Annotated in this window: 4 protein-coding genes; 3 read left to right on the top strand and 1 reads right to left on the bottom strand. The window is 74.0% G+C overall.

The window, feature by feature from the left end; genetic code table 11:
- Positions 1 to 1027 (bottom strand): serine hydrolase domain-containing protein (locus ACRDSK_RS31660; protein WP_431445074.1); only part of this gene is annotated, 1027 nt, incomplete at its 3' end.
- A gap of 90 nt (positions 1028 to 1117) precedes the next feature.
- Here ACRDSK_RS31660 and ACRDSK_RS31655 point away from each other — a divergent pair.
- The 3 genes from ACRDSK_RS31655 to ACRDSK_RS31645 all read left to right on the top strand — a co-directional run bounded on the left by ACRDSK_RS31655 (position 1118) and on the right by ACRDSK_RS31645 (position 5122).
- Positions 1118 to 1705: a PadR family transcriptional regulator gene (locus ACRDSK_RS31655; RefSeq protein ID WP_431445073.1), complete on the top strand. Its 588-nt coding sequence runs from the start codon at positions 1118 to 1120 to the stop codon at positions 1703 to 1705.
- Between the two features lie 73 nt (positions 1706 to 1778).
- A complete protein-coding gene (locus ACRDSK_RS31650; protein ID WP_431445072.1) occupies positions 1779 to 2498 on the top strand; it encodes an ABC transporter ATP-binding protein in 720 nt (239 codons plus the stop codon).
- Positions 2495 to 5122 carry an FtsX-like permease family protein gene (locus ACRDSK_RS31645; RefSeq protein ID WP_431445071.1) on the top strand — a complete coding sequence of 876 codons (2628 nt, stop codon included), beginning with the start codon at positions 2495 to 2497 and terminating at the stop codon, positions 5120 to 5122. The genes ACRDSK_RS31650 and ACRDSK_RS31645 overlap by 4 nt, the downstream gene beginning before the upstream one ends.
- Positions 5123 to 5146 lie beyond the last annotated feature (24 nt).

Below are 5146 nucleotides of genomic sequence, written 5' to 3'. Positions count from 1 at the left end.
GAACCTCGTTGTACGAGGTGAAGCCGGCCACCCAGCCTTCGTGGAAGTACGCCGGCTCGCCGTTCGCGTCCCGGCTCGCCATGCCGAACCCGTACCGCTCCAGCGGCGTCGTCTCGACGCGCGCCCGCAGCAGCTCGTCGAGCGTCTCGCGGTCGACCACGGCCGGGTCGCCGGTCATCAGGAACTGGTTCCACCGGTCCAGGTCCCGCACGGTCGAGTACATGCCGCCGCCGGCGTAGTAGACCGAGTCGGCGAGTGTCTCGGCGGCAGTCGTCCAGTCGTGGTAGCCGACCGCGTAGCGCTCGCCGGACGCGAGCCCCGGCTCGTAGCCGGAGTCGGCCATGCCGAGCGGGTCGAGGATCTCGGTCCGCAGGAAGTCGCCGTAGGCCAAGCCGGAGAGCCGCTCGACGACGCGGCCGAGCAGCACGTAGCCGGAGCTGTTGTAGTCCCACCGCGCGCCTGGGGCGAACTCGAGCGGCCGGCTCGCGACGACCTCGGTCAGCTGCTCGGGCGAGGGCTCCCTGGTGCCGATGCGCGCGAAGAACGCCGCCGCCTCGGCCATGGAGCTGTCCATGTAGTCGTACAGCCCGGACGTGTGGGTCAGCAGTTGCTCGACCGTGATCGCGCGCCACGCCGCCGGGCAGTCCGACAGGTGCGCGCACACCGCGTCGGTGACCCGCAGCCGGCCCCGCTCCTGCAGGATCAGCACGGCCAGCGCGGTGAACTGCTTGGTCAGCGACGCGATCCGGAACCGCGTGTCCGGCCCGTTGGCCACGCCGTCAGTGTCGCCTGTGCCCACCCGCGCCCGGTCGAAACCGCGGCGCAGCAGCACCTGGTCGCCGAGCCGCACCTCGACCGTCCCGCGGAACTGCCGCAGGTCCACCGCGTCGGCGAGGTAGTCGACCATCCGCCGGGTCGTCGCCGACTCGGGTTCGGGCGCCGGCGAGCGCTCTGGCGACGGCGTGCAGCCCGCCGCCGTCAGCCCGAGAACCACCGCGGCGACGACCGCCGCCCACCGGGACGCCATGCCCCTCCATCGCGCCGGCACCGCGGGGCGTGACGTTCCCATCCGAAGTCGGGTTGCCAGACAGATACCGAGTATGCATACTCAGTATCCATGTCCATCAAGTACGGCCTGCTCGCCCTGCTCGAGCGCCAGCCGATGTACGGCTACCAGCTGCGCAGCGAGTTCGAGCGCTCCACGGGCGCCACCTGGCCCCTCAACATCGGGCAGGTCTACACGACGCTGTCCCGCCTGCACCGCGACGGCCTGGTCGAGGAGACCGGCGAGTCCGACGACCAGGGCAAGGTGGTCTACCGGCTCACCGACACCGGCCAGGCCGACCTCGTGCGCTGGTTCGCCACACCGGTCACCCAGGACGACCGGCCCCGCGACGAGCTGGCCATCAAGGTCGCGCTGGCGGTCGCCACGCCGGGGGTCGACGCCCGGGCGGTCATGCAGGCCCAGCGCACCGCGACCGTCCGCCATCTCCAGGAGCTGACCCGGCTCAAGGCCCGCGCCGGCGAGGACGACCTGGCCTGGCTGCTCGTGCTCGACTCGATGATCTTCCGGGCGGAGGCCGAGGTCCGCTGGCTCGACCACTCCGAGACCCGCCTCGCCCGCGCGCCGCGGCCCGTCGTCCGGCCTGCCACGACCGAGGCAGCCACCGAGCCGGCGACCGACTCGCAGGAGGTGCCCCGGTGAGCGGAGCTTGCGGAGCGAACCAACAAGCACAGGGCGACCGCGAGCGGCGCCACCGAGCCTGCGAGGGGGCGTCGTGAGTGAATATGCGATCGAGCTGCGAGACGTGTCCCGGGTGCACGGCAGTGGCGAGACGACCGTGCACGCGCTGCGCGGCGTCAGTCTCTCCGTCGCCCCCGGCACGCTTCTCGCGGTCATGGGCCCGTCCGGTTCGGGCAAGTCCACCCTGCTGCAGCTGGCCGGCGGCCTCGACCGGCCATCCGAGGGCAGCGTCCACGTCGAGGGCGTGGCGCTCGGCGAGCTGGGCCGCGCCGGGCTCGCGCAGCTGCGCCGGCGCGGCATCGGCTACGTCTTCCAGGACCTCAACCTCATCCCGGCGCTGACCGCCGCGGAGAACGTGGCGCTGCCGCGCGAGCTCGACGGCGTGCGGGCGCGGCAGGCCCGCGCCGAGGCGCTGACCGCGCTGCGCGAGGTCGACGTCGAGAACGTGGCGGACCGCTTCCCGGACGAGATGTCCGGCGGCCAGCAGCAGCGCGTGGCGATCGCCCGGGCGCTGGTCGGGCCGCGCCGGCTGCTGCTCGCCGACGAGCCGACCGGGGCGCTGGACTCCTACACCGGCGAGTCCGTGCTCGGCGTCATCCGCGCGCGCTGCGACGCGGGCGCGGCCGGGCTCCTCGTCACCCACGAGGCCCGGCACGCGGCCTGGGCCGACCGAATCGTGTTCCTGCGTGACGGCCAGGTCGTCGACGAGACCGTGTCGCCCGCGCCGGACAGTCTTCTGGAGGTGCAGTCGTGAGTGGCTGGCGTTGTGCGTTCCGGATCGCGCGGCGGTCGATGCGGCGCAACCTGAAGCGCTCGATCCTGATCTCCTCGCTCATCGCGGTGCCGATCGCGGGCGCGACGGTGATGGACGGGCTGCTGCAGACGGTCACCGGCGGCGAGCACGCGGCCTACCAGATGATGGGCACCGCGGACGCGACGGCGGAGGTCACCGGGCAGGAGTCGCTGCCGGACTGGGCGCCGGGCGACTACGAGAGCGCCGAGGCGGGCGACCGCGACCCGCGGTCCGTCGACCTCGCCGGCCTGCTCCCGCCCGGTTCACGGGTGGTGCCGGACAACGAGTTCGGAATGATGCGGGTGACCGACGGCGACCGGGTCATGCGCATCCAGGTCGACCTCGTCGCGGCCGGTGACCCGCTGGCCGAACACCAGGCCCGCCTGGAGTCAGGTCGCTTCCCGGACCGACCGGGCGAGGCCGCGGTCACCGAGCCGCTCGCGGAGCGTCTCGGCCTGCTCGACGGCGACCAACTCCGCGACGGCGCCACGGTCACCGCCGAGGACGGGCCGACGGTCACCGTCACCGGGCTCGTGGTGACGCCGACTTCGCTCGGCCGGCCGGCGGTCGTCGCGCCGCCGGACTCGGTGCTCCGGGACGTCAAGGGCACGATCAGCCAGGACCCGAGCGTGCCGTACCTCGTCGACCTGCCGCCCGGCGCCGACGCCGACGCGCTCTGGCCGAAGCTCGCGGAGCAGGGCATCACGTTCACGCCGCGGGCGGTCTACACCGATCCGGACCGCTACCCGCGGGCGATCAGCGATGACGAACCGATCGAGACGATCGGCCCGGTAGCGCTCATCGTCGGCTTCGGGCTCCTCGAGGTCGTGCTGCTGGCCGGCGCGGCGTTCGCGGTCGGCGCCCGCCGGCAGGTCCGTGAGCTGGGGCTGATCGCGGCCAACGGCGGCACGGGCAAGCACATCGGCCGCACGGTGCTGGCGGAAGGAGTCGTGCTCGGCGGGGTCGGCGCCGTCGGCGGGCTGCTGCTGGGCGTGCTGCTGATCTTCGCCGGGTGGCCGCTGTGGGAGCAGGTCATGGGCGAGGTGATCGACGGCTGGCGCTTCGGCTGGCCCGAGCTGACCGTGGCCTGCGTCGTGGCGGTGCTGTCCGGGGCCGGCGCGGCCCTGCTGCCCGCGATCGGCGTCGCCCGGATGCAGCCGGCCGACGCGCTGGCGCAGCGGTTCCGCACCACCAGGCTCAGCGGCCGGCTGCCGCTGCTCGGCCTCGTCCTGCTGGGCGTGGGCGTGGCGGGCGTGGTCGCCGCGGGGCTGCTGGCCCGCCACGACCTCGCGGCCCACGAGGCCGCGCAGCTGGAGAGCGAGTTCTACACCGGGCTGGACCTGATCGTGCCGGCCCTGTTCATGCTCGCCGCCGCGCTGGTCGCGGTCGTCGGGTTGGGCATGAGCACGTCCGGGGTCATCGCGATGTTGGGCAGGGTCGCGGGTGGGCTGCCGCTGTCGGGCCGGCTGGCGGTGCGCGACGCCGGCCGGCACCGGCACCGGACCGTGCCCGCGGTCGCGGCGATCATGGTCGTGGTGGCCGGCTCGGTCTCGATGGCGTTCGTGATCGCCGCGGGCGCGTCCGACGAGTCCCGGACCCAGCCGCCCGACACGCTCACCGCGCTCGCCGACCGGACCCTGGTGTACGGCGACGACGCGGAGAAGGTCGCGGACGCCCGCCGCGAACTCGCCACCGGCGGGGCCGCGATCGCGGCGGAGCTACCGGAGGGCAGGGCGCTGAAGGTGCCGACGGTCTCGCGGGGTTCGTCGCCGGTGCTGATGGAGCCGTGGCGGTCGAACACGTGCGTGCTGGGCGAGGTCGGCATCGCCGAGCCGGCGGTGATGGAGCTGGCCCTTGGCCGCGCGCCCGACGCGGACCTGCGGGCGGACCTGGACCGGGGCAAGGTCGTGGCGGTCGACGAGTGCTACGTCCAGGACGGGACCGCCGGCTTCGACACCGGCGACGAGGAGGGCGAGCTGACCGAGCTGCCCGCGCGGTACGTGTCGCGGCCGGAGGGCACGAGCTACTTCAACCTCCCGTCTGCCTTCGTGTCCGAACAGACGGCGCGGGAGCAGGGCTGGACCGTCGCGGTCGACACGCTCGCTGTGCGCTACGCGCCGTCGGCGTCGGCGGATGACCTCGACGCGGCGATCGTGGCGGGGGAGGACCACGGCGTCGAGGTGTGGCAGCCCTACGACGCCGTCGAGGAGGCCAACCTGATCAACCTGGCGCTCGTCGCGGGTGCCGGGCTGGTCACGCTGCTCGGCGTGGCGGTCACGATCGCGCTGTCCGCGGCGGAGAGCCGGGACGACCTGGCGACGCTGTCGGCGATCGGCGCGCAGCCGCGGCGCCGGCGGACGTTTGCGGGCGCGCAGGCGCTCGTGCTGAGCGGGCTCGGCACGGCGCTCGGGCTGCTGCTCGGCGTGGTGCTCGGGTTCTCGGCCATCCCGCTGTCCGGGGAGTCGGCGCTCGTGGTGCCGTGGACCAGCCTGGCCCTCACGGTCGTGGGCGTGCCGCTGCTCGCGATGGCCGTGGCGATGGCGACGACGCGATCGAAACTGCCGATGGTCCGGCGCCTGGAGTGAGGCGGGGGTCGTGGGGGGGGGGGG

This window comes from Actinophytocola sp. (genome assembly GCF_050699915.1).
GTDB lineage: Bacteria > Actinomycetota > Actinomycetes > Mycobacteriales > Pseudonocardiaceae > Actinophytocola.
The sequence above is the reverse complement of the archived record's forward strand: the minus strand, read 5'-3'. Positions and strand labels throughout refer to the sequence as shown.